This window comes from Streptosporangium nondiastaticum (assembly GCF_003011965.1).
Classification (GTDB): domain Bacteria; phylum Actinomycetota; class Actinomycetes; order Streptomycetales; family Streptomycetaceae; genus Streptomyces; species Streptomyces nondiastaticus.
In genome coordinates this window covers 1-22597 of the sequence record NZ_PXWG01000108.1, presented here as the reverse complement: position 1 = coordinate 22597, position 22597 = coordinate 1, and the positions used below count along the sequence as shown (strand labels likewise).

The 22597-nt window shown below is 73.9% G+C and carries 21 protein-coding genes; 13 read left to right on the top strand and 8 right to left on the bottom strand.

All coding sequences use genetic code 11. The annotated features are described in order from the left end of the window. Window positions 1-388 precede the first annotated feature (388 nt). From B7P34_RS26990 to B7P34_RS26955, 8 genes are all read left to right on the top strand, one after another. A complete protein-coding gene (locus B7P34_RS26990) occupies window positions 389-760 on the top strand; it encodes an MmcQ/YjbR family DNA-binding protein (protein WP_106680694.1) in 372 nt (123 codons plus the stop codon). Window positions 761-864: 104 nt separating this feature from the next. Further along, entirely contained in the window at window positions 865-2196 is a 1332-nt protein-coding gene (locus B7P34_RS26985; protein ID WP_189383079.1) for an alkaline phosphatase family protein, read from the top strand. A gap of 186 nt (window positions 2197-2382) precedes the next feature. Continuing rightward, complete coding sequence (locus B7P34_RS26980; protein ID WP_106680690.1) at window positions 2383-2778, top strand: VOC family protein; 396 nt, start codon at window positions 2383-2385, stop codon at window positions 2776-2778. An 87-nt stretch (window positions 2779-2865) separates the two neighbouring features. Continuing rightward, the gene (locus B7P34_RS26975; RefSeq protein WP_106680688.1) at window positions 2866-3237 is read left to right on the top strand and encodes a hypothetical protein; all 372 of its coding nucleotides are present in this window, start codon (window positions 2866-2868) and stop codon (window positions 3235-3237) included. Further along, window positions 3227-4648 (top strand): hypothetical protein, encoded by a 1422-nt coding sequence (locus B7P34_RS26970; protein WP_146166934.1) that lies wholly within the window; start codon window positions 3227-3229, stop codon window positions 4646-4648. The genes B7P34_RS26975 and B7P34_RS26970 overlap by 11 nt, the downstream gene beginning before the upstream one ends. Then, window positions 4645-5850 (top strand): cytochrome P450, encoded by a 1206-nt coding sequence (locus B7P34_RS26965; protein WP_106680685.1) that lies wholly within the window; start codon window positions 4645-4647, stop codon window positions 5848-5850. The genes B7P34_RS26970 and B7P34_RS26965 overlap by 4 nt, the downstream gene beginning before the upstream one ends. 95 nt (window positions 5851-5945) lie before the next feature. Continuing rightward, window positions 5946-7364 (top strand): FAD-binding oxidoreductase, encoded by a 1419-nt coding sequence (locus B7P34_RS26960; RefSeq protein ID WP_106680683.1) that lies wholly within the window; start codon window positions 5946-5948, stop codon window positions 7362-7364. A 105-nt stretch (window positions 7365-7469) separates the two neighbouring features. Further along, window positions 7470-8987 (top strand): aldehyde dehydrogenase family protein, encoded by a 1518-nt coding sequence (locus B7P34_RS26955; RefSeq protein ID WP_106680682.1) that lies wholly within the window; start codon window positions 7470-7472, stop codon window positions 8985-8987. A gap of 2 nt (window positions 8988-8989) precedes the next feature. On the opposite strand, the gene B7P34_RS26950 is transcribed toward B7P34_RS26955, so the two are convergent. Beyond that, window positions 8990-10369 carry an alkaline phosphatase family protein gene (locus B7P34_RS26950; RefSeq protein ID WP_189383077.1) on the bottom strand — a complete coding sequence of 460 codons (1380 nt, stop codon included), beginning with the start codon at window positions 10367-10369 and terminating at the stop codon, window positions 8990-8992. A 124-nt stretch (window positions 10370-10493) separates the two neighbouring features. Here B7P34_RS26950 and B7P34_RS26945 point away from each other — a divergent pair, with 124 nt between their 5' ends. Then, entirely contained in the window at window positions 10494-11318 is an 825-nt protein-coding gene (locus tag B7P34_RS26945; RefSeq protein WP_106680696.1) for an LLM class flavin-dependent oxidoreductase, read from the top strand. Here B7P34_RS26945 and B7P34_RS26940 read toward each other — a convergent pair. Next, window positions 11315-12118: an LLM class F420-dependent oxidoreductase gene (locus B7P34_RS26940; RefSeq protein ID WP_106680678.1), complete on the bottom strand. Its 804-nt coding sequence runs from the start codon at window positions 12116-12118 to the stop codon at window positions 11315-11317. The genes B7P34_RS26945 and B7P34_RS26940 overlap by 4 nt on opposite strands. A 109-nt stretch (window positions 12119-12227) precedes the next feature. Between B7P34_RS26940 and B7P34_RS26935 the strand changes: the two genes are divergently transcribed. Beyond that, window positions 12228-12992, top strand: a complete 765-nt coding sequence (locus B7P34_RS26935; protein WP_106680676.1) for a phytanoyl-CoA dioxygenase family protein — start codon at window positions 12228-12230, stop codon at window positions 12990-12992. Window positions 12993-13016: 24 nt separating this feature from the next. Next, window positions 13017-13511 (top strand): hypothetical protein, encoded by a 495-nt coding sequence (locus tag B7P34_RS26930; protein WP_146166932.1) that lies wholly within the window; start codon window positions 13017-13019, stop codon window positions 13509-13511. A gap of 27 nt (window positions 13512-13538) precedes the next feature. Here B7P34_RS26930 and B7P34_RS26925 read toward each other — a convergent pair whose 3' ends face one another. From B7P34_RS26925 to B7P34_RS26900, 6 genes are all read right to left on the bottom strand, one after another. Next, window positions 13539-13976 carry a type II 3-dehydroquinate dehydratase gene (locus tag B7P34_RS26925; protein WP_106680673.1) on the bottom strand — a complete coding sequence of 146 codons (438 nt, stop codon included), beginning with the start codon at window positions 13974-13976 and terminating at the stop codon, window positions 13539-13541. 18 nt (window positions 13977-13994) lie between these two features. Beyond that, window positions 13995-15086, bottom strand: coding sequence for a DUF4346 domain-containing protein (locus tag B7P34_RS26920; protein WP_189383075.1), 1092 nt, complete (start codon window positions 15084-15086; stop codon window positions 13995-13997). Beyond that, window positions 15083-16918: a B12-binding domain-containing radical SAM protein gene (locus tag B7P34_RS26915; RefSeq protein WP_106680669.1), complete on the bottom strand. Its 1836-nt coding sequence runs from the start codon at window positions 16916-16918 to the stop codon at window positions 15083-15085. The genes B7P34_RS26920 and B7P34_RS26915 overlap by 4 nt, the downstream gene beginning before the upstream one ends. Next, window positions 16918-18330, bottom strand: a complete 1413-nt coding sequence (locus B7P34_RS26910) for an alkaline phosphatase family protein (protein ID WP_106680667.1) — start codon at window positions 18328-18330, stop codon at window positions 16918-16920. Before B7P34_RS26910 ends, B7P34_RS26915 begins: the two co-directional genes overlap by 1 nt. Beyond that, window positions 18327-18605 (bottom strand): acyl carrier protein, encoded by a 279-nt coding sequence (locus B7P34_RS26905; protein WP_106680665.1) that lies wholly within the window; start codon window positions 18603-18605, stop codon window positions 18327-18329. Before B7P34_RS26905 ends, B7P34_RS26910 begins: the two co-directional genes overlap by 4 nt. Before the next feature lie 80 nt (window positions 18606-18685). Then, window positions 18686-20254, bottom strand: a complete 1569-nt coding sequence (locus B7P34_RS26900; RefSeq protein WP_189383073.1) for an alkaline phosphatase family protein — start codon at window positions 20252-20254, stop codon at window positions 18686-18688. A 686-nt stretch (window positions 20255-20940) separates the two neighbouring features. Here B7P34_RS26900 and B7P34_RS26895 point away from each other — a divergent pair. Then, window positions 20941-22101 (top strand): DegT/DnrJ/EryC1/StrS family aminotransferase, encoded by a 1161-nt coding sequence (locus tag B7P34_RS26895; RefSeq protein ID WP_106680661.1) that lies wholly within the window; start codon window positions 20941-20943, stop codon window positions 22099-22101. A 4-nt stretch (window positions 22102-22105) separates the two neighbouring features. Continuing rightward, window positions 22106-22597, top strand: a 492-nt coding sequence (locus B7P34_RS26890) for a glycosyltransferase family 2 protein (RefSeq protein ID WP_146166931.1), incomplete at its 3' end; no start/stop codon positions are given.

Here is a 22597-nt window from a genome sequence, read left to right as displayed (position 1 = left end):
CCGGGGCGCGGGTGACCGGCGGGCTCCGGGGGCGCCGGTCGGCCGGCGGTGGGGCGGCCGGGGCCGGGCGCGGCCCGCTCGGGTGAGGGGGTGACGCGCTTCAGGCGCGCGGGCACCGGGGCTGCGACCGGGCAGCACCGGGAGGACGAACAGGCCCCGGACAGGAGTGCGGGACGGGTGAAACTCTTGCAACGGCCCGAGCGGCGCGTCAAGGACGCCTCCGCCGGCGGTCCGGTGCGGGCCGGAACTCCCCGCCGGGTTTCGGCCATCGTGGATCAGCGGCCGTGCCCGGGCGCATCACGGGCCCCGCGCGGCCCTACGCTGGCGTTGCACCCCACTCGCCCCGTGCGGGCGGAACAGCCGCCCGCCACCGGAAGAAGGAACGCCCATGACCCCGCAGGAACTGTCGGACTTCGCGCTGGAGCTGCCGGAGGCCTTCGACGACGAGGCGTTCGGTCCGGGGGCCACGGTGTTCAAGGTGGAGGGCAAGGTGTTCGCGATCCTCCAGGACCCGTCCGGGGAGCGTCCTGCCCAGGTCACGCTGAAGTGCGAGCCGGATCTGGCCCTGCACCTGCGGGAGCAGTACGCCGCCGTGGAGCCCGGCTATCACGTCAACAAGCGCCACTGGAACACGGTTGTCCTGAACGGGACCGTTCCCGTGGAGGAGGTGCGCGAAATGGTGGAACACTCATACGACCGTGTGGTGTCGGGTCTGCCGAAGGCGACCCGCGATCGCCTGCGCCTGCTGCGCGCGGCCTGATCCTCCGTCTCCTCCGCCTCCGCTTCCCTCCCCTCCGCCGCTCGCTCCTCCACGTTCTCCGATGACCGGTATGCCAACTGCCCAGCAGACCGAGGGAGTCGTACGTGACGTTTCGCCAGCGTGTCGTCGTCATCATCACCGAGGGAGCGGCGCCCGAGCTGCTCGACCGGTGGTGCGCGAAGGGTCTGCTGCCCGGCTTCGCCCGGCTGCGCGCGCAGGGTGTCCACGGGCCGCTGCGCGCGGAGGGCACCCCGTACGAGCCGCCGGGCCTGCTGAGCGTCCTGACCGGGCGGCGGGCCGGGCGGCACGGCTTCTACTCCTACTGGACCTGCCACGATCCCGAGTACGCCCCGCAGGTCCTGACCTCGAAGGACCGCCGGTTCCCGGTGCTGTGGCAGCAGGAGGTGTTCGCCGGCGTCCGGTTCGCCTCGCTCGGCGTGTTCGGCACCCATCCGCCCGAGCCGTTCGACGGCTCGCTGATCACCTATCCGATGTACGCCACCCTCCACGCCTGCCACCCGCGGAGCCTGCAGCGCACCCTGGCGGCGCGGGGCGTCCGGCCGGTCCACGACGTGTCGGTGTTCTGGACCGGCCAGGACCGTGACGAGCTGCTGCCCTCCCTGCTGGAGGCGGACGTCCAGCGCGGGCGCGCGGCGCTCGCGCTCCTGGACGAGCACGACGTCGTGCTGGTCAACCTCACCTCCATCGACCGGACGTCGCACATCTACTGGCAGGAGCTGGAACGGGGGCCGGAGCACGAGGAGTCGAGCGCCGTCCTCGCCGCCTACCGCACCTGCGACCGCGTCATCCAGGACGTCCTGGAGCGGGCGGACGACGGCACGACCGTCCTGGCGTTCTCCGAGATCGGTTTCGGCCCGCTGCGCAACTACCACTCCGTCAACGCCGAGCTGGAGTCCTGCGGCTTCCTCTCCCACGCCGCGGACGGCCGCGCCGAGTGGGCGCGCAGCCGGGCCTTCGAGGCGGTGCAGGGCACGCACGGAGTGAACGTGAACCTGCGCGGGCGGTACAAGCACGGCACGGTCGCCGAGCGCGACTACGAGGCGGTGCGCGCCGAGGTCGCGGCTGCGCTGCTGGAGCGGCTCAACCCCCGTACGGGCAGGCCGTTCCTGACGGCCGTGCACCGGCGGGAAGAGGTGTACGCGGGCGAGGCCGTCCACCTGGCGCCGGACCTCGTCCTGGAGCCGGCGGACTGGCGCTACCTCCCCCTGGGGGATCCCGCATGGGCCTCCCACGTGCACCGCGACTGGCAGAGCGGCTGGCACCGCCGCGACTCCTACTGGGCGGCGCTGGGCCCGGACTTCTCCGGCGGCGCCGTGCGGTCCCGCGTCGCGTCGCCCGTCGACATACCCGCAACCGTGTGCGAACTGCTTGGGCGTGACGTGCCGTCGGATTGGGACGGCGTTCCGCTGTCCTGAAATCGCCCCTCAATAGGCAGCGTTGACACGCGGAAGCGATAGGGCGATTGGCCAAGTCCGCCGATGGGTCACTAGCCTGCACGGGTCCAGCACATTCGGACTTCGCGGCCCGGCCGGCCCGGACGGAAGACGGCCGCCCCCCGGAGACCCATTTTAAAGTGCAAGAAAGTGCAGGAAAGGAAACGCATGTCAGCAAGGATTTCCCTCTTCGCGGTGGTCGTCGAGGACATGGCCCGGTCGCTGGAGTTCTACCGCCTGCTGGGCGTGGAGATCCCCGCCGAGGCCGACGCCGCTCCGCACGTCGAGGTGGTGCTCGACGGCGGCGTCCGGCTCGCCTGGGACACGGCGGCCACGATCCGCTCGTACGACCCGCAGTGGGAGGCCCCGACCGGCGGTCACCGCGTCGCCATCGCCTTCGAGTTCCCCGACAGCGCGGCCGTGGACGCCAAGTACGCCGAGCTCGTCGACGCCGGCTACGAGGGCCACCTCAAGCCGTGGGACGCCGTGTGGGGCCAGCGCTACGCCATCATCAAGGACCCCGACGGCACCGTGATCGACCTCTTCGCCCCGCTCCCCCAGTAGCCCTTTCGCGGAGCCCGGATCCGGCGACGCGCCCGGGCTCCGCCGCCACCCCCGTTCCGCGCAACCGTTCTCCGGAAGGTGGGCACCATGGCCCTACGAGCGCCCGGGCGGCGGCGGGAACCACGCCGCGCCCTGTCCCCGCTCCCCGCACGTGTCACCCGCGAAGAACTCTCCGCGGCGGCCGCTTTCGCGCCCCGGGATTTCGGCAACGATCCGGCCGGGCCGCCCCCGGAGTCGGCCGGCCCCCTGGCCTACGCCCCGCTGGCCACGCTCCGTTCCGGCATTCTCACCGGACACCTCGGCGGCCCGTGGCTGGGCGGCTTCCCGCGCTATGTCTGGCACCGGTCCGGTGACACCGTCGTGGAATTCCGGCTGACCGGCCGGCGCCCCGGCGAATACACCGGATACGAACTCCACCCGAGTGAATGGCCGGAAGGGCTGGCGGACCATGCTTCCTGAGTTCCAATTGCAGTGGAATTGGCGCGAGGCCCCCGCCGGCGGCCGGGACGAGCTGCGGGCGACCTGGGCCGACCTGCGCATCGCGGTGGGCGCCGAGACCGTCACCCTGATCCGGGAGCCCGGCGCCGGCACGTACCGCGAGCACGTCACCGGCTCCCTCTACCCCATGGCCGAATGGATCGCCTTCAACTGGTGGTCGCTCGTGGCCGACGCACGCCCGGGCACCCAGATATCCCAGCTCCGCTTCGCCTACAAGTACGGCGTCGGTGACGACCGCGGCGCCTGGTGGGTCCGCTCGCGCCGCCACGTCTTACGCGCGGCCTGCGACGGCTTCCGCTGGCCGGACATGCTCTTCGTGCCCGAGGGCCGGGAGACGCGGATCGTGTGGATGCCCGACATGGGGCCCGACGTCCGCCCCGGCGACCGCTTCGCGAGCCGCGGCAACAGCTGTGTGGAGAGCGCGGCGTTCACCGCCTCCCTGGCCGCGTTCGTGGACGCCGTCGCGGACCGGCTGGCCGGGCAGGGCGTCACGGACACCCCGCTCCAGGAGGAGTGGGCGGCGATCCGCGCCACCGACGAGGAGGAGGCCGCGTTCTGCCGCATCGCCGCGCGCCTGGGCCTCGACCCGTACAGCGAGGCCGAACCGTACGAGGCCGACATCGTCAAGGCCGCCGAGCAGCTGCCGGAGCCGCTGGCCAGTGACTTCTTCAACGGCGTGCGGCCGGAGCGGATCGCCGACCAGCTGCAGTGGGTGGCGCGGGCGCGCGCGCTGATGGGCACGGCCCCCGAGGGCGCCGCGCCGGCGGACGCCCTCGTGGAGCTGCGGGAGGCCTGCGCCGACGTGAGCGCCCGGTTCTTCGCCCCGGGCCGCCTCGACAACCCCTGGCACCTCGGCTACGAGGTGGCGCACCTGGTCCGCGCGTGGGCCGGTCTGGAGGACACCCAGCCCTTCGACCCGGCCCCCTTCATGAGCTACCGCACCGAGCAGGTCCCCTACCTCGACCGCGGGCTGGTCGCCCTCGGCACGAGCCGGGGCGCGGAGGGGGCCGCCCTGGTGTCCTCCCGCCGCTTCACCGACCGTCCCCGCCGCTTCCTGCAGGCCCGGGCCCTGTGGCACCTGATCTGCGACACCGACGACACCTTCCTCATCGCCGCCGCCCACACCCACCGCCAGCACGTGGCCCGCGGCTTCGCCCTGGAGGTCCTCGCCCCGGCCCGGGGCATCGCGACCCTGCTGTCCGATCCGGCCCACCTGGTGTCCGCCGAGGACGTGGAGCTGATCGCCGACGACTACGGCTGCGGCAACATCGTCGTGGAGCACCAGCTGGACAACCTCGTCCTGGCGCGGGACTTCGCCCGGCCGGGCCCGGACCGCACCGGTGCGCGGGGCGACGGGGGCCGGACCGCATGACCCCGCGCGTGCCGCCCCTCTTCCCCTTCCCGCCCGGCCCCCTGGGCACGGTCCCGCCCCTGTTCGGACGGCTCCTGGCCGAGGACCCCGTGCCCGAGGTCCGGCTCGCCGACGGGGCGCGGATCCGCCTGGCCATGCGCCACGAGGACGTCCGGACCGTGCTGGCCGACGACCGTTTCAGCCGGCACCGGGCGGCCCTGCTGCCCGGGCGGGGCTTTGGCCGCTCGCAGGGCTCCGGCATCGTCGACCTCGACCCGCCGGAGCACGCCCGGCTGCGGGGGCCGGTGGCCGCCGCGTTCGGCGCGGAGCGGGCCGAGCGCTTCGTGCCGCGCATCGAGGAGATCGCCGGCGACGTCCTCGCCGGGCTGCCCGCCGGGACCGGCACCGTCGACCTGGTCACGGCGTACACCGCGCCCTTCGCCGGCCGCGTCACCTGCGAGCTGCTCGGCCTGCCCGGCGACCGCTGGCGGGCCGTCACCTCCGACGTGGAGCTCCTGCTGCTGCCCCGGGGAGCCGCCGAGGAGGACCTGGCGGCCGCCCGGGACCGGCTCGGCAAGGCCCTCGACGAGCTGCTCGCCGCCTGCAGGGCCGCGCCCGGCGACAGCGTCGCCCACGCGCTCCTGGCCACGGACCCGCAGGACGGCGCCGCGCCCCTGACCGACGAGGACCGCAAGCTGCTCCTCCACGGCCTGATCATCTCCGGCTTCGTCACCATCCGCGACCTGCTGGCCCGCCACCTCTTCGGCGTGCTCTCCTCCCCCGGCCTCGCCGCCCGGCTGGCCGGCGACCCGGCCCTCGTCCCGGTGGCCGTGTGGGAACTGCTGCGCTTCTACCCCTCCACCCACGACGGGCTGCTGCGGGTCGCCACCGAGGACGTGGTGCTCTCCGGCAGCCGCATCGCCGCCGGGGAGGCGGTGCTGCCGCTGGTGGCGGCCGCCTCCCGCGACCCGGAGGCCTTCCCCGACCCCGACGTCCTCGACATCGCCCGGATCGCCGACCGCGCCATCGCCTTCGGCGCCGGCCGGCACGCCTGCCCGGCGGCCGACCTCGCCGTCGCCGAGCTGACCGCGGGCGTCGCCCGGCTCCTCGCGGCGTTTCCCGGCATCGCGCCGGCCGTGCCGCCCGAGGAGATCGAGCACAGCAGCGAACTACTGCCCCTCGCCGTCCGGTCGCTGCCCGTGGTCCTCGGACCGCGGCACTGACCGGCCCGGCCCGAAACCCCCGCGCCCGGCGGGCCGGCGTCCTGCGGCCCGCCCGGCGCGGACGCTCGTCCCGCTCCATCCAGAAAGGTTCATCGGTGAATTCAGCAAGCCACCAGTCACCGGGCGCGCCCGTCCCGCTCGGCGCACCGGACGCCGAGGAGCTCAGAGCTCGCGTCGCCGGCCCCGTCCTGCTGCCCGGGGAGGAGGGCTTCGACGAGGAGCTCGCCGGCTTCGAGCTGTCCGTCGCGCACCGCCCGGCGCTGATCGTCGGCGCCACCGGCGCGGCCGACGTCATCGCGGCCGTGCGCTTCGCCGCGGACCGCGGCCTCGGGGTGGCGGTCCAGGCGACCGGCCACGGGATCTCCCGGCCCGCCACCGACGTGTTCATCGGCACCCGGCGGATGACCGGTGTACGGGTGGATCCGCGGGCCCGCACGGCGCGCATCGAGGCGGGCGTCCGCTGGGAGCAGGTGATCCACGAGGCGGCCGTGCACGGGCTGGCGCCGCTCAACGGCTCGGCGCCGTTCGTCGGAGCGGTCTCGTACTCCCTCGGCGGGGGGCTCGGGCTGCTCTCCCGCAAGTACGGATTCGCGACCGACCACATCACCTCCTTCGACCTCGTCACCGCCGACGGCCGGCTGCTGGAGGTCACCCCCGAGCAGCACCCCGACCTGTTCTGGGGGGTGCGGGGCAGCAAGGGCAACCTCGGCATCGTCACCTCCCTGGAGGTGCGGCTGTTCCCCGTGAGCCGGGTGTACGGGGGCGGGCTGTTCTTCGACGCCGAGTCGACCCCGGCGGTGCTCAAGACCTGGCTCGCGTGGGCGCCCCGGATGCCGGAGGAGATGGCGTCCTCGGTGTTCCTCGCCGAGTACCCCGACGCCGACGGGCTGCCGGGGCCGCTGCGCGGCAAGTTCGTCACCCACATCCGGCTGGCCCACCTCGGGGAGCCCGAGGAGGCCGAGCACTACTTCGCCGAACTGCGCGCGGCCGGGAACGTCGTCATGGACACGGTCGCCTCTCTGCCGTACACGCGCGCCGGGGAGATCCACAACGACCCGCCGTCGCCGGTGGCGAGCTACAGCAAGACCTTCATGCTCCGCCGGCTCGACGAGAAGGCCGCCGACCTGATCCTGGAGCTGGCGGGCCCCGGCACGAACGCGGTGCACGGGGTGGAGCTGCGCCACCTGGGCGGCGCCCTGTCCCGGCCCCCGCAGGTCCCCAGCGCGGTGGGCCATTTCCCCGACGCGGTCTTCAACGCCTACATCGCCTCGCTGATCGAGCCGGAGACGATCGAGTCCGTCGACCGGGCGCAGCAGCGCTTCGTGGACGCCCTGCGGCCCTGGACGACGCCCGGGGTGTGCCTGAACTTCCTCGCCGGCCACAACACCTCGGTGGAGGTCGCCCGCGGTGCCTTCACGCCGGAGAACTACGCCCGGCTGCAGGAGCTGAAGACGCGGCACGACCCGGGCAACGTCTTCCGGTTCAACCCCAACATCCCGCCGCTGCCCGCGTAGCCGGCGCGCGGCGGCCGCCCCGGGGCCCCGTGCTCCGGCGCGGCCGCCGCCCGCGCGTTCCCGCGGGGCGCACCTCACGGACGACACAAGGAGACGGTGAGGCCCATGGAGAGCGTGGCCGAGCAGTTCCCCATGTACATCGGCGGCCTGGCTGTGCCCGCCCACGACGGTGCCGTCCTGCGCACCTTCGAGCCGGCGACGCGGCGTCATCTGGCCGACGTGCCGAGCGGCGGCCCCGAGGACGTGCGCCGGGCGGTGGCGGCGGCCCGGAAGGCCTTCGACGAGGGCCCCTGGCCCCGGATGCCGGCCCGGGAGCGGGCCCGGCTGCTGCGCGCGGCGGCGGAGCGGCTGGCCGGCGAGGCGGAGGAGTTCGCGCGCCTGGAGGTGCGCGACAACGGCGCGACGCTGCGCAAGGCGCGGGGGGCGGACGTGCCCGGCGCGGCGGCGGCGTTCGAGTGGAGCGCCTGGTGGGCGGAGCGCGTGCCCGAGCGGGAGCACGGCGGGGACGGCGGCGCGTACGTGGTGTGGCGGCCGGCCGGGGTCGTGGCCGCGATCGTGCCCTGGAACCTGCCGCTGCTGCTGGCCGCCTGGCGGATCGCGCCCGCCGTCGCCGCGGGCAACACGTGTGTGATCAAGCCGGCTTCGTTCGCCTCGCTGTCCGTGCTGCGCCTGGTGCGGCTGCTGCACGAGTGCGGGCTGCCGCCGGGCGTGGTCAACGTGGTGACGGGTCCGGGCGCGGTGACCGGTGAGAGCCTGGTGCGGGCGCCGGGGGTCGATCTCGTGGCGTTCACCGGGTCCGACGAGACGGGTGACGCCGTACGGCAGGGGGCGGCGTCGGCGGGCACGAGCACCCGCCTGGACCTGGGGGGCAAGTCGCCCAACCTGGTGCTGGCGGACGCCGATCTGGAGCAGGCCGTACGGGGTGTGGTGTGGGGGGCGTTCCTGCACAACGGGCAGGTGTGCATGGCGGGCACTCGGGCCGTGGTGCACGCCGCCGTCCACGAAGAGTTCGTGGGGCGGCTGGTCGAGCGGGTGGGGCGGCTGCGGCTGGGCGACCCGCTGGACGAGGCCACCGACCTCGGTCCCCTGGTGTCGCGCAGCCAGGCGCGCACGGCCCGGCGCTTCACCGAGCTGGGCCTGTCCCAGGGTGCGCTGCTGGCGTGCGGGGGTGGTTCCCCGGCCGCGGGCGAGCTGGCCGGAGGGCTGGACGCGGCCGCGTACTTCAGGCCCACGGTGCTGACCTCGGTGGGCGAGCGGGACGCCGTCGCGCAGGAGGAGATCTTCGGCCCCGTGCTGTCCGTCCTGCGGGCCGCCGACGACGAGGAGGCGGTGCGCATCGCCAACGGCACCCGCTACCGGCTCAGCGCCGGGGTGTGGTCCGCCGACCCGGCGCGGGCGCGCGCCGTCGCCGAGCGGCTGCGCGCGGACCGGGTGTGGGTCAACGACTACCGCCTGGTCGACCTGGAGCGGCCGGGCCGGGCGGGGGGCTCCTCCGCCGTCTGGGACCGGCTGACGAACGAACTGGACTCCTACCGGCGGCGGCACACCGTGCACGGGGGCCGTGAGCGGGGGGAGGGACGGCCTGCGGGGCCGTCCACTCCGTACGCGCTGCTGGGCGGATGAGGTCAGGCGACGGGCCGGCGGGAGCCGCGCTGCGGGAGGCCGAGGAGCGCCCGCAGGGTCGGTGCCACGTCGTAGAGGGAGAGCCCGGCGGCCTCGCCCGGGTCGACGCCGGGCGCGCTGAGGGCGAAGACGCCCGTGTCGCCGTGGTTGGCGTGGTCCGGCCCGGTGTCGTTCTCCGTCGTGTAGAGGCCCTTGCCCATGCCGAGGGTGGCCAGGGCGCGCCAGCGCAGGTTGCCGACGTAGACCAGGAGGTCGGGGGCGATGCCGTTGACCTCGGGGTACAGCTCGCCGGGGCGCAGGGCGCGGGTGCCCATCGGCTGCCCCTGGTCGTCGGGCACGGCCTCCAGTGCCGTGGCGACGAGGTCGCGGGTGCTCTCGTACTCGGCGGCGGGGATCGTGCCGTGCGGCTCCCTGCCCTCGACGTTGAGGAAGATCCGCCCGTAGTAGCCGCCCTCGGCCCAGGCGGTGGTGCGCTTCCAGTCGATCCGGGCCGCGCTGACGGGTGTGGGACCGGTGACCTCCTCGGCGAGGACGAGGAGGCCCTCCTTGCGCAGCCATTCGTTGAGGAAGAAGCCGCCCACCATGGGCTGCGCCCCGTGGTCGGAGACGACGAGGACGGCGGTGTCCTCGGGCAGGCACTCCAGGAACCGGCCGAGGTGGCGGTCGAGGGCGCGGTAGTAGTCGCGGAAGAGGTGGGCGTGGGGGTTGCCGGGCTCGTGCCGGGGGTGGCCGGGGTCGCAGTACTTCCAGAAGCCGTGGTGCAGGCGGTCGGGCCCCATGTCGACGAAGGAGAGGAAGTCCCACTCCTGGGTGGTCGCGAGGTGCCGGGCGACCTCGAAGCGCTGCTCGCTCATGTCGAAGATCTGCTGCGAGACGCGGCCCAGCTCGGGGGACCGGAAGTCCTCGACGTCCAGGGCGTATCCGCCGGTGAGCTCGTGCAGCTCGCCGGCGAGGCCGGGCGGCGAGGTGTACTGCGCCTGTGTGCTGGGGGCCAGGAAGCAGGAGACCATCGCTCCCCGGATCGGGGCGGGCGGGTAGGTGCCGGGCACGCCGAGGACGACGCTGGGGCGCCCGGCCTCCGTCATCTCGTCCCAGATCCGCGGGGCGCGGATGCTGTGGGACGTGGCGAACTTCAGCGGGCCGTAGTCGTGGGCGGCACGGTCCCGGAATCCGTAGACGCCGAGTTCGCCGGGCGTGCGGCCCGACATCATGCAGGACCACGCGGGCATGGTGATGGGCGGGTCGACACTGCGCATCGGCCCCCACAGGGAATTGCGGCGCAGTGCGGTGAACACCGGCATGTCGTCGGCGAACCGGTCGAACATGTACTGCGGAGTCGCGGAGTCGAGGCCTATCACGGCCACTTTACGGGCAGCGGGCATCGGGGATTCCTCTCGGCTGTAAGAGGGTTCACGGTGCGCGGCGCGCGACCGTGCGCGGAGGAAATTGAGCGCCTCGAAAAAACATACGCGCCGCCGGAGACGAACGACAGGGGGCAAGGGGACGATGAGGATCAGCATTGCACTGCCGAATACTGTGCCGGGCGCGGACGGACGCCTTTTGACGGAATGGGCGAAAAGGGCCGAGGCCCGCGGATTCGCCTCGCTGGCCGTCACGGAACGGCTGGTGTACCCGGGCCACGACCCGTTGCTCACGCTGGCCGCCGCGGCCGCGGTGACCTCCCGGATCGGGCTGCTCACCAACGTCCTGATCGGCCCGCTGCGCACGGCGCCGGTGCTGGCCAAGTCGGTGGCGTCGCTCGCGTCCCTGGCTCCCGGGCGGCTCGTCCTGGGGGTGGGGCCGGGCGTGCGGGAGGACGACTTCGAGGCCGCGGGGCGCCCGTTCGCGGGGCGGCGCGCGGCCTTCGAGGAGCAGTTGGAGCTGCTCGGGCGGGGCGCGGAGGCCGGGGCCGGTGCGGGGGTGCCGGTGCTGGTGGCCGGGATGAGCAGCGCGGCCGTGCGCCGCGTGGTGCGCCGGGGCGACGGCTGGACGGCGCCGGGCCTTGAGCCGGAGGCCGTCCTGCCGTTCGCCGAGCGGGTGCGCCGGGCCTGGTCCGAGGGCGGGCGCGCGGGCGCGCCGCGCATCGTGGCGCTGGCGCGGTTCGCGCTGGGCGAGGACGTGGAGCGGGAGTCGGCGGCGTTCGTGCGGGACTACTTCTCCGTGCTGGGCGCGGAGGCCGAGGAGTTCGTGGCGAAGACGCCCCGCACGCCGGAGCGGATCCGCGAGGTCGTCGAGGAGCTGGCCGCCGGCGGGGTGGACGAGGTGGTCCTGCACCCCACCGCGGCCGCGCTGTCGCAGGTGGACCGGCTGGCGGACGTCCTGCTCCCCTAGTGCGGGTCCGCGGGCCGTTCCTCGCGGGCGAAGCGCAGGGCCCGCTCGACGCCGTCCATCCGGAAGGGGTGCCCGACCTGGAAGATCAGGTGCCGGGCGCCCGCGGCGACCAGCCGGTGCAGTTCGCCGGCGGTCTGGTCGCGGGTGACGAAGGCGCTGCGTTCGATCGCCGCCGGGTCGCGGCCCACCTCGGCGCACCACTGGTCGAGGACGCGGTTGCCCTCGGCGAAGCGCCAGGCCATGGTGTTCCAGATGGTGGCGCGTTCGGCGGCGAAGCGCAGCAGGCGCCTGCGGCCGTCGCCGCCGATCAGCAGGGGCAGGGCGCCCACTGGCCCGGGGTTGAGGCGGGCGAGCCTGCGGTCGATGCGGGCCACCGCCTCGACGAGCCCGGCGACGCGCTCTCCCGCTCCGGGCACGGGGTATCCGTACTCCTTGAGGTCGCGTTCGACCCAGCCCGCGCCCATGCCCAGGACGAGGCGGCCGTCGCTGAGGTGGTCGACGGTGCGGGCCATGTCGGCGAGCAGGTCGGGGTTGCGGTAGGCGTAGTTGGTGACGAGGGTGCCGACGCGGGCGGCGCGGGTGTCGGCGGCCAGGGCGGCGAGCAGGGTCCACGCCTCGTAGTGGCTGCCGTCGGGGTCGCCGGTGAGGGGGAAGAAGTGGTCCCACAGCCACAGGGAGTCCACGCCCAGGGAGTCGGCCGCGCGCCAGGCGGCGCGCAGTTCGCGTACGGAGGTGTGCTGGGGGGTCAGCCAGACCCCGATCCTGATGCGCCCGTCCGGTCGTGTGGGTGCGTACGTCATCGTGGGGTCCGCCCTTCCGGCGTGTCGGGGAATCAAGTCGCTGGGATTACCGCGCTGTTGTGCGGGCGCGCTGTTGTTCCGGGGTAATGGCGGCTGCTAGCCTCGCCATATGCGCGCGACTCTGACGAATGACGTCGAAACAGCCGCAAGAGATCTCGCCGACCACGGTTACTGCCTGCTTGAGTGCCCGATTTCGCCGGGCGCGTTCGAAAGGCTCAGGGGCCGTCTGCTGGATGTCGCCGAGCAGGAGCGCGAAGACGGTTCCGCCTTTCTCTACGACGGCGGCAACCAGCGCGTCTTCAGTCTGCTCAACAAGGGCGAGGAATTCGAGGAGAACGTCCGGGACCCCTCCGTCATGCGCTTGATGGAGGAGCTGCTGGGGGTCGGTTTCCTGCTCTCCAGCACCCATGCCAACATCGCCGGGCCCGGCGGGGCCCCGATGCATCTGCACGCCGACCAGACCTTCGCCCGCCCGCCCTGGCCGCCGTACGCCCTGGTGGCCAACAGCATGTGGATGCTGGACGACTTCACCGCGGAGAACGGCGCGACCCGCCTGGTGCCGGGCTCTCACCTGCTGGGGCGGCAGCCGGACTACGAGCGGGGCGAGGGCAACACCGCGACCGTCCCGGTGTGCGCGCCGGCCGGCAGCGTGATGGTCTTCGACGGCCGGCTGTGGCACCAGACGGGCGCCAACACCACCGGCCGGCCGCGCCACGGCATCCTCAACTACTACTGCCGCGGCTACGTCCGGCAGCAGCAGAACTTCTTCACCGGCCTGAAGGAGGAGGTCGCCGCCCGTGCCGAGCCCGGGCTGCGCCGCCTGCTGGGCTACGAGAACTACTTCTCGCTCGGAATGACCGACGGCCTGCCGTAGCGGCGCGCGAAGGGGGAGGGACTCATGCCGGGAAGGCTGATGGCTCCGGTGGCCCGGCTGGTCGTCGTGGCCGGCCGGGCCGCCGGAGAAGGCGCGGACGGTGCGGAGAGCTGGCGCCGGACGCTGGCGCCCGAAGTGACGGTGGATCAAGGGGTCGAGGGTCTCGCGGGCCCGCCCGGCGGCGCCCTGCCCCGGGCGCTGTTCACCACCGGCGACCGGGTGGGCGCCGTGCTGGCCGGCGCCGTGCGCGCGGATCCGCCGCCCTCCCACGTGCTGCTGTGGGCGGGCGACCGGGAGCCGGAGGAGGACTGCCGGGCGGCCGGGCGGCTGTCCTGCCCGGTGACGGTCCTGGTCCCCATGGGCGCGCACGCGGCCCGGGCCGCGGCCCACCGCTGGCGCGGCCTCACCGACGGGCCCTTCACCGTACGGTTCCTCCCGCCCGGCTGCCCGCTGCCGGCGGCGTGCGACGAGGTGAGCGCGCGGCTGATCAAGGAGGAGCTGCAGGTGTGGCCGGCCTGACGCGGCCTTCTCCGGCACGGCGGGCCGTCACCCTTCCGGGACCATGAGGGTCAGGGCCCGGGCCGCCATCCGGTAGCCCAGCGCCCCCATGCCCATCACGACGCCGGAGGACAGCGGCGCGGTCACCGAGACGTGCCGGAAGGCCTCGCGGCCCCACACGTTGCTCAGGTGGACCTCCAGCCACGGCGGCCCGAAGTCCGCCAGCGCGTCGCGCAGCGACCAGCCCGCGATCATCAGTGCGCCCGGGTTGACGATCGCTCCGGCCACGTCCCGGTGGCGCTCCAGGAGGTCGACGAGCTCTCCCTCGCTGTTGCGCTGCTCGGCGACCAGGCTCCAGCCTCGGCCGCGGACCTCCTCGGCGACCTCGGCCTCGATCTCGGCCAGGGTCCGCGTCCCGTAGATCTCCGGCTGCCGCGTGCCCAGCGTTCCCAGGTTGGGCCCGTTGAGCAACAACACCCTGTCCATGCTCCTCCTCGTCTCTCCTCAGCCCAGCAGTGCCTTGTACAGGTCCGCGGGCGTGGCCCGGGCCACGTCGGCGTCGTCGGGGAGCTCGGCCCCGAGCTCCTCCTCCAGCACGACGGTGAGCTCGATGACGCGTACGGAGTCCACGGTCAGTTGCTCGCCGAGGGGCGTGTGAGGGTCCAGCACGGTGTCCCGGGCGCCCAGCGTGCGGGCCACCAGGGTCAGGAACTCCTCCAGCGCGGGCACGTCGGCCACGGTCGTCCGCTCCTTCCCGGTCGTGCGCCGCGGGCCGCGGCGCGGTGGCCGTCCCGGCGGGCGCAGCGGCAGGTCCTGTTCGTAGTGCAGGCCGAGGCGCAACGCCGTCTCGGCCTTGGCCAGTTCGCCGCCCAGGTATCCGGCGTGGGCGGGGTCCTCGATCACACCGGCCTCCAGGAGGCCGAGCAGCATGGTCTCCCCGCGCGTGCCCTGCATTTCGTGCCGGGGCGTCACGTCGGAGTCGTAGTGGCGCAGTCGTATGCGGCCGTGCGCCCGGTCCACGGTGATGACGACGAAGCCGTCGATGCCCGTGTCGAGGGGCTTGCGCCGCCCCACCGGGTGCAGGAGTCCGAAGGCGGGGTCGTTGTGTCCGTACGAAGCGGCGCCGTCGCCGGGGCCACCCGTGGGAGGCGGGGCCTCGCGCAGGGCGGAGACGAGCGCCGCGACGGCGGCGCGCAGGACCGCCGGGTCGCGCTCGCCGCGCAGGTCGACGAGCTCCACGCGGGCGCGCACCTCCTCGACCTCCCGCCGCGTCACCGACCGCAGGACGGGCAGGTGGCCGGCGGCGCCGGGGATGCGTCCGCTCCCGGGCGGCAGGCCCCGGCGGAAGAGGGCGACGAGGCTCTGCCCGGCCAGGAAGCGGGGCGAGTCGCGGCCGCAGACCAGCAGTCCGCGGACGGTGCGCTCGCGCGCCAGGGTCCGGACGATCTCCTCGATGCCCAGGTTGGCGGTCATCAGGGTGCCCGCCAGGGCCACGCCGGGCAGGCGGGCCAGCGGCCCGGCGAGTTCCCTGCTGCTGAGGGTGCAGACGGCCACCCGCGCCGGTGCGGGCCCGGCCGTGCCCTCCCCCGGTCTCACCACGTGGCTCCGCTGCCCTCCCCGGTGTACTGGCGCGGCAGGCCGCCGGGGCGCTCCTTGGGGATCGTCGAGCTGACCTCGGTGACGCGGGCGCCGAGCCGGGTGAGCGCCTTGCCCACGCGCAGTTGCTCGTCGCGCAGCAGTTGCATGCGGTCGTGGAAGTACTCCTCGACGTCCACGACCTGCCGGGCCTGCTCGGCGGGGTCGAGGGTGTCGTTCATGACGGCTTCGAGGTTGGCCATGAAGAAGCCGTAGTTGTACCGGCCCATCTCCTGGCGGACCTCGTGCACGCGGGCCTTGAAGGCCTCCATCACGTCGTCGACGCCGGGGAGCGCGCCGAACCTGCGGTGCAGGCGCGAGATGAAGGTCTGCAGCACGACGTTGTAGGTCTCGAAGGCGAACACGGAGGACTGTTCGGTGATGACGCCGTGATGGTGGTAGTCGTCGTTGTTGTAGAGCCGGGCGAAGTGCTTGGCCAGCCGGCCGACCCGGGGGTCCTGGAAGTCGTAGCCGTAGGGGTCGAGCCGGTCGAGGTAGCTCTCGTCGAGCAGGCCGTCGCCCTCCATGCGGCGCACGATGGCGGTGCCGGGGTAGATCTCCAGGCGCTCGGTCATCCGCCGCAGGTTGTGCCCGGAGTTGTCGCGCAGGAAGGCGGCGTTGGCGACGAGGGTCTCCACGGTGGCGTAGGGGTGGAAGGGGATGAACCCCATGGCGAGGTAGACGCCGTGCTCGCGCAGCATCCTGATGATGGTGACGTTGTCCTCGACGGTGGCGCGCTTCTCCCACAGCAGGAGTTCCTCGGCGGTGCCGGCCTCGATGCCGACGTTGACCTTCTCCAGGCCCGAGGCGACCAGCAGGTCGAGGACGGCGTGGTCCTCGGGGGTGTCGCGCCAGTTCTCGGCGCGCATGCAGACGTTGTAGTAGATGTCCAGGCCGCGGTCGAGGATGCCGTTCGCAATGGCTGTCACGCGCTTCTTGCCCACGCGGCCGCCGTCGGGGTCCTCGAAGGTGGAGTCCACGAAGTCGAAGGTGCGGAACTGGTGGCGCTCGACGATCGCGGCGACCTCTTCGACGATCTGCTCCGGGCCGCGGCCGCGCCAGGCCTTGCCGGCCTGCACCCGGTTCTTCAGGTGAGGCGCGGAGCAGAAGGCGCAGTTGGCGACGCAGCCCCGGCTGGTGCTCACCCGGACGTACTCCAGTTTGTCGCCGTGCTGGCTGAGCTGGTCCCGGGCGGGGAAGGGCAGGTCCTCGAGGTTGTGGATGAGGGGGCGGGCGGGGTTCTGGCGCGGCGTGCCGTCGGCGTCGCGGTAGCAGATGCCGCGCACGGAGGAGAGCGGCTCCTTGAGGTACAGCCGCTGGACGAGGTCCAGGACGGTGGGTTCGCCCTCGCCGACGGCGACGACGTCGGCCCAGGGGTTGTTGCGCAGCACGTCCAAGCCGGCGAAGGTGCCGGCGGGCCCGCCGCAGGCGATCACCGTGCCGGGGAGCTGCTCCCGCAGCAGCCGGCACAGCGTCAGGCAGCTGCCCAGGTTGAGGCTCATGAGGGTGAAGCAGACGAGGTCGGGGCGGAAGTCCTTGAGGGCTTCGACCGCGGCGGCGGCCTCGTCGTCGCCGTGCTCCACCTCCCGGATCTCGGCGGTGAAGCCCGTGTGGCGCAGCACGCTGGTCATGTAGGCCACGCCCAGGTGCTCGGGCGACATCACGAGGTCGCCGTCGAGGAGGATGAGGAAGCTGACCCGGAAGGACGCGGGGTCCGTGATGCGCGGGTCGAGCGTCAGGTCGAGCGTTCCCGGTTTGGGCGCCGAAGGTACCAGACCGAGATCCTGCTTCATCACTGCTCCCTGGTGTCGAGGGGGTCCGGTGGGCCGGGCGGCGGGTCCGCCGTGCCGAGCACGGGCGTGCCGTCGAGGCCGTACGGGCGGATGCCGATCGACGCGAGGACGGTGGGGGCCACGTCCGTCATGTCGTACGGCGCGGTGGGCCGCCGGGGGTCCGGCGGGGCGGCGCCGCGCCGGTAGAGGACCGCGTCGTGGCGGGTGTGGGTGCCGCTGAGGACGTCGGTGCGCACGGTGGCGGTGCCGCCCCAGCCGCCGCGGAGCTGGATGCCGGGCGCGGGGACGGCCACGAGGTCGGGGGCGTGGTCCAGGAGCGGGCCGTGGTAGACCTCGGCGGCGCGGTGGAGGGAGCGCAGCAGCGGCGGCCCGTCGGCGTCGGGGCCGATGCGGGTGCCGTCGCAGCGCAGTGCGGCCAGTTCCCGGGCGATCTCGGCGGCCGCGTCGTCCGCCTCGGCGTCGGTGAGGGCGCCGCCGGGGAAGCGGCTCTTGCGGTTGAGGTAGACGCGGGCGGGGTCGAGGGCGAAGGCGGTGCTGCGCGCGTCGAGGGCGTCCGGCCGGGGGCAGGCGTCGAGCGGGGCGAGCCAGCCGGACTCCCTGAGCCAGGCGTTGAGGTAGACCTGGTGGGCGGCGGGGCCGAAGCCGTGGTCGCTCATCAGGAAGAGCTCGGTGCCGGCGGGGAGGGCCGCGACGAGCGCGGCGACGCTGTCGTCGACGAGGCGGTGGAAGGCGCGGAGCCGCTCGTGCAGGGGGTGGCCGGGGTCGGTGACGGCGCGCCACAGGAAGTGGTAGACGCGGTCGGTCTCGGTGAGCACGGTGACCGCCAGGTCCCACGGTTCGTGGCGCAGGAGGTGCTCCATGGCGCGGGTGCGGGCGCGCAGGGCGCGTTCGGCCCGGTCCAGGAAGGCGGCGGGGTCTGCGGCCACGTCCCCGACCTCGACGTCGAGTTCGTAGCCGGAGCCGCGCAGCAGGGGCAGCAGGCGGGGCGGGCTGACGGCGCGCTCGAAGTCGGGGGCGACGAAGCCGGAGACGACGGCGCCGGCGGTGTCCGGGGCGGGGTAGGTGCCGGGGACGTTCAGGCACAGGGTGCGCTGTCCGGCCCGGGCGGCGAGTTCCCATAGCGGGGGTTCCCGCAGGTCCGGCAGGCCGGGGAAGCGGATGCGGTAGCCGCCGCCGGGGGTGAGGTCGGTGAAGCCGTAGATGCCGTGCCGGCCGGGGTTGGTCCCGGTGAGGAAGGTGGCCCAGGAGGTGGAGCTGATCTCGGGCACGGGGGCGAGGAGTTCGGCGCAGTGGCCCTCGGCGAGCAGCCCGGCGACGCGGGGCATGGTGCCGTCGGCGGCGAGCCGGGTCAGCAGGGACCGGGGCATGCCGTCGAGCCCGATGACCAGGGCGCGTTCGGCTGCCGCGCTCACGCCATGCGCTCGCGGACGTAGCCGGCCAGGAGGTCGAGGCTGTCGATGAGCTTGATCGACAGGTCTTCGTCGGCGATCTCGATGCCGAACTCGCTCTCGACCCAGATGAGGAACTCGATGGTGTTGATCGAGTCGAGTCCCAGCTTGTCCACGAGTCCCTGGTCGGGTACGTCCGAGGGCTCCATGGGGAGCTCCAGGGAGTCGACGAGCACCGTGCGGAGGCGGTCCTTGATCTCGTCCGTGACGGTCTTTCCCGTGTTCTCCGTCTTCTCCATGCGCGGAAACCTTTCTCCTCAGCTCCGTGGGGGCGGCGGGGTGCCAGGAGGCCCGGACGTCGGCCGCGGGCCGGTGGCGGTCAGAGGTAGCCCATCTCGCGCAGCCGTTCGCTGGTGTACGCGTCCTCGGTGCCGGCGGGGGTCTCGGCGGCCTCCTCGCCGGAGGGTGCGGAGGCCGCGCGGACCGTCGCGAGGCGGGGGTCGGGCGGCGGGACGTCCACGCCCTCGGCGAGAACGTCGTGGACGGGCGTGCCGTGCACGTCCGGAGGCCAGGAAGCCCCGAGGTCGGCCAGCAGCGTGGGCATGGTGTCCGTCAGCGCGACGGCTCCGGGCAGGCGGCCGGGGCGGATGCGGGGAGAGCGGTGCGCCCACATGCCGCGGTGGCGGTGCAGGCCCGTCTGGGGGCTGGGCCGCCACACCTCGCCGCCCACGTCGCAGACGGGCAGGACGCTCTCGTCGTCCGGCAGCAGGAGCAGGTCGGGCGCGCGGCCGCAGTGCGGGCCGGGGTAGGCCTCCTCCCGGGGGACGACGGCCCGGAACACCCGGCGCCCGTCCGGCCCGGTGAGCCCCGCCAGCAGCCCGGCGGTCTCCTCCATGACGCGCTCGCGGTCGCGGGGGGCGACGCAGCCGCGCAGCTGGCGCCCCCGTACGTTGACGTTGAGGCCGTAGCTGCCGGGTACGGGCATGTAGACGCGGGTGCGCCGGAAGTCCACGTGGCGGCCCGCGCCGGCGAACCAGCTCGCCGCGCCGTCCTCGGGCCGCTCCCCGGGGGCGGTGGCCAGCAGCCCGGCCTCCTCCAGGAGGGTGTGCAGCGCGAGCGCGTGGTGCCCGGTGCCCAGGCCGTGGTCGGAGACGAGCACGACGCTGGTGTCCTCGTCGACGAGCTCCAGGAGCTCCCCCACGGCCCGGTCCATGGCCTGGTAGATGCGGGGGACGGCGGCGTCCCAGCCGCTGCCCTCCGGGGCCGGCCGGTGGCCGGGGTGGTCCGGTTCGCCGAAGTGCCAGTAGTGGTGGCCGACCCGGTCCGCCTCGGTGAGGACGACCATGACCACGTCGGTGGGCCGGGTGGTCATCAGGTGCCGCGCCGAGCGGACGCGCGCCTCGACGTTGCGCTCCGCCTCCTCCAGATAGGCCAGGTCGCCGCGGAACATGGTGGCGAGGTCGGACTGGAAGTGGGCTTTTGCCGCGGCGAGTTCGCGCAGCAGGGAGGGCGGCCGGCAGTGCCGCAGCGTGCGCTCCAGGGGCCAGGTCACCTGGTAGCCGGGCAGCTCGGCCGGCGGGTGGGACATGGGGATGTTGACGAGGCCGAGGGTGCGGCCCTGGGCTGCGAGCCAGTCCCACGCGCTGGTACGGCCCAGGTCCGCGGAGCGGGTGACGCGGGCGCCGTAGCCGGGGTCCTGGGTGTCGTGGAACTGGTAGATGCCGTGGCCCCCGGGGCGGCTGGCGCTGACGAACGTGCTCCAGCCGGGCGCCGTGTGGGCCGGCCAGGTGCAGTCGGTGACGGCCCGGGCGCTCTGGCCGAGCAGCTTGCCGATATGGGGCAGGAGTCCCCGCGCGACGAGGGGGTCGATGACGTCGAATGTGCCTCCGTCGATGCCGATGACGAGGGCGCGGGGACAAGGAGGAGGAGAAGGCGGAGAAGGTGGCACGAAATTGCCTCCAGCTCTGGAACGCATCATGACCGCAGGCGAAATCGTCCGGCCATCGATGGCCCGAGGACATTAACAGCCCCTGAGCAGAGCGTCCACGGTGCGGACGGCGGGTGCGGGGAGCGGTCTCTCCCGGGAGTGCTCCCCTCTTGGGAGGGCTCTCCCCTCGGGGGCGGTACGGATTCGGCGGGACAGCGGCAGATTTCACACGGCACGTATCCGGACGGAACCCGCCCCACCATACGCCTGCCCCGGCGCCGGCTCCAGGCACGCGATTTGCGCCACTTCCCGCGCGGAAAAACCGTCCGCGCGGACCGGTCGGACCCCCTCCGACCGCACCCGGGCCGCCGGTTCGGCGCCGGGTCCGCAGGTCATGACGGGTGCGGCGAAATCCTGCGGCTCGTACGCGAGTTGCGCTCCGGGGTGTTGACTCCGGCAACTACCGCGATGGACGCTCATGTACGGGCATGTGATCCGGCCCACGACCGGGGGCCGGATCGCATGTCCCCTGCCCGGCCGCCCATCGGACCCTTCGGCCGGGCCATATTCCCGCCTGTTCCCGGCCGTTTCCCGGCCGCGAGATACGGCGTGCGGCTGCTCCCGCGGCCCCGGACCGTTTTCCGCCTCCCGTCGAACGGCGCCTTACACCGGCCCATCACCAGCGCGAGACCGAAAGGCTGCTCACCATGCCGGACTCCGGTGAAGAACTGCTCTTTCCCTCCTGGCCGCAGCACGGCGAGGAGGAGCGCGCCGGCCTTCTGCGGGCGCTCGCGCAGGAAGGCTGGTGGCGCAACGGAGGATCGGAGGTCGAGAACTTCGAGCGGGAATTCGCCGCCCACCACGGAGCGCCGTACGCGCTGGCGACGACGAACGGCACGCACGCGCTGGAACTCGCCCTGGAGGTCATGGGCGTGGGGCCCGGCGACGAGGTCGTCGTGCCCGCGTTCACCTTCATCTCCTCCTCCCTGGCCGTGCAGCGCATCGGGGCCGCGCCGGTCCCCGCCGACGTACGGCCCGACACCTACTGCCTGGACCCCGAGTCGGCGGCGGCGCTCGTCACGCCGCGGACCAGGGCGATCATGCCGGTGCACATGGCGGGCCAGTTCGCGGACATGGACGCGCTGGAGAAGCTGTCCGTGGACACCGGGGTGCCCCTCCTGCAGGACGCCGCGCACGCCCACGGCGCGCAGTGGCAGGGCAGGCGGGTCGGCGAGCTCGGCAGCATCGCCGCGTTCAGCTTCCAGAACGGCAAGCTGATGACCGCGGGCGAGGGCGGGGCCCTGCTGCTGCCCGACGAGGACTCCCACCGGCAGGCGTACCTGCGGCACTGCTGCGGCCGGCCGCCCGGCGACCGGCTCTACGCCCATCTGACCCAGGGCTCGAACTACCGCATGAACGAGTTCTCCGCGAGCGTCCTGCGCGCCCAACTGGGCCGCTTGGACGAGCAGGTGCGGGTCCGCGAGCAGCGCTGGGCGCACCTGCGCGAGGCGCTCGCGGCGATCGACGGAGTGGTGCCCCAGGGCCGGGACGAGCGCGGCACCCTGCACGCGCACTACATGGCCATGGTGCGGCTGCCCGGCATCACCGCGCGGCGGCGGCTCGCGCTGGTGGACGCGCTGGTCGAGCGGGGCGTCCCCGCCTTCGTCGGCTTCCCGCCGGTCTACCGCACCGAGGGCTTCCGGCACGGGCCGGTGCCGGGCGGCGCCGAGGAGCTGGCCGCGCACTGTCCCGTCGCGGAGGAGATCGGCGGGGACTGTGTGTGGCTGCACCACCGGGTGCTGCTCGCCGACGTGCCGGTGCTGGACCGGCTGGCCGAGGTCTTCGCGGGCCTCGTCCGCGCGCTCTGACGCGATGCCGGTGCCAAGTGGTGAGGCGGCTCCCCGGCTGAGCGTCGTCGTGCCCAGCCGCGGGCCGGCGGCACGCCTGCGCGCGACGCTCTCCTGCCTGGCCGGGCAGGGCCCGGGGACGCCGCCCTTCGAGGTGCTCGTGGTCGACGACAATCCGGGGCCGGTGGGCGAAGAGGCCGGCAGCCCTGCCGCCGTGGCCGGGGAACTGGCCCGCGAGCTGCCGGTACGGCTGGTTCCAGGGCCGCTGCGGGGGCGGGCCGCGGCCCGCAACGCCGGGGCGGCCGCGGCCCGCGGGGCCCGCCTGGTGTTCCTGGACGACGACGTGCTGGTGGGGTCGGACTTCCTTGCGGCCCACGCCGAGGCGGCGGACCCGGACGCCTTCACCCACGGGCGGACGCGTGAACTGCCCACGGCCGCACGGCTGCTGAGGAGCCTTGCGGGCGCGAGCCCCGAGGACGTCCGGCGGGCCCGGGCCGCCCTCGGCCCGGCGCCCGCA

Bases quoted from the DNA above. Each gene is read 5' to 3' on its own strand.
- B7P34_RS26990 (WP_106680694.1), top strand. From the start codon at position 389: ATGACCCCGCAGGAACTGTCGGACTTCGCGCTGGAGCTGCCGGAGGCC.
- B7P34_RS26980 (WP_106680690.1), top strand. From the start codon at position 2,383: ATGTCAGCAAGGATTTCCCTCTTCGCGGTGGTCGTCGAGGACATGGCC.
- B7P34_RS26975 (WP_106680688.1), top strand. From the start codon at position 2,866: ATGGCCCTACGAGCGCCCGGGCGGCGGCGGGAACCACGCCGCGCCCTG.
- B7P34_RS26970 (WP_146166934.1), top strand. From the start codon at position 3,227: ATGCTTCCTGAGTTCCAATTGCAGTGGAATTGGCGCGAGGCCCCCGCC.
- B7P34_RS26965 (WP_106680685.1), top strand. From the start codon at position 4,645: ATGACCCCGCGCGTGCCGCCCCTCTTCCCCTTCCCGCCCGGCCCCCTG.
- B7P34_RS26955 (WP_106680682.1), top strand. From the start codon at position 7,470: ATGGAGAGCGTGGCCGAGCAGTTCCCCATGTACATCGGCGGCCTGGCT.
- B7P34_RS26950 (WP_189383077.1), bottom strand. From the start codon at position 10,369: ATGCCCGCTGCCCGTAAAGTGGCCGTGATAGGCCTCGACTCCGCGACT.
- B7P34_RS26945 (WP_106680696.1), top strand. From the start codon at position 10,494: ATGAGGATCAGCATTGCACTGCCGAATACTGTGCCGGGCGCGGACGGA.
- B7P34_RS26940 (WP_106680678.1), bottom strand. From the start codon at position 12,118: ATGACGTACGCACCCACACGACCGGACGGGCGCATCAGGATCGGGGTC.
- B7P34_RS26935 (WP_106680676.1), top strand. From the start codon at position 12,228: ATGCGCGCGACTCTGACGAATGACGTCGAAACAGCCGCAAGAGATCTC.
- B7P34_RS26930 (WP_146166932.1), top strand. From the start codon at position 13,017: ATGCCGGGAAGGCTGATGGCTCCGGTGGCCCGGCTGGTCGTCGTGGCC.
- B7P34_RS26925 (WP_106680673.1), bottom strand. From the start codon at position 13,976: ATGGACAGGGTGTTGTTGCTCAACGGGCCCAACCTGGGAACGCTGGGC.
- B7P34_RS26915 (WP_106680669.1), bottom strand. From the start codon at position 16,918: ATGAAGCAGGATCTCGGTCTGGTACCTTCGGCGCCCAAACCGGGAACG.
- B7P34_RS26905 (WP_106680665.1), bottom strand. From the start codon at position 18,605: ATGGAGAAGACGGAGAACACGGGAAAGACCGTCACGGACGAGATCAAG.
- B7P34_RS26895 (WP_106680661.1), top strand. From the start codon at position 20,941: ATGCCGGACTCCGGTGAAGAACTGCTCTTTCCCTCCTGGCCGCAGCAC.